Annotated in this window: 1 protein-coding gene; it reads left to right on the top strand. The window is 67.3% G+C overall.

Translation table 11 applies throughout. From position 1 onward, the window contains the following. Nucleotides 1-254 (top strand): beta-ketoacyl synthase N-terminal-like domain-containing protein (locus ACLQ2W_RS34040; RefSeq protein WP_425792022.1); only part of this gene is annotated, 254 nt, incomplete at both ends.

Raw genomic sequence — 254 nt, 5'->3', positions numbered from 1 at the left:
CCGCAGCAGCGGTTGTTGTTGGAGGTTTCCTGGGAGGCGTTGGAGCGGGCGGGGATCGACCCGTCGGGGCTGCGTGGGTCGGACACGGGCGTGTATGTGGGTACCACTGGGCAGGACTACGTCTCGGTGGTTGGTGATGCGCAGACCGGTAGTGAGGGGCATTTGCTGACGGGGAACGCGGCGAGTGTGATGTCGGGGCGGGTGGCGTACGCGCTGGGTTTGGAGGGTCCGGCGGTGTCGGTGGATACGGCGTG

It is taken from the genome of Micromonospora sp. DT227, from assembly GCF_049841835.1.
GTDB lineage: Bacteria > Actinomycetota > Actinomycetes > Mycobacteriales > Micromonosporaceae > Micromonospora.
This window is presented reverse-complemented; position numbering and strand designations above follow the sequence as displayed.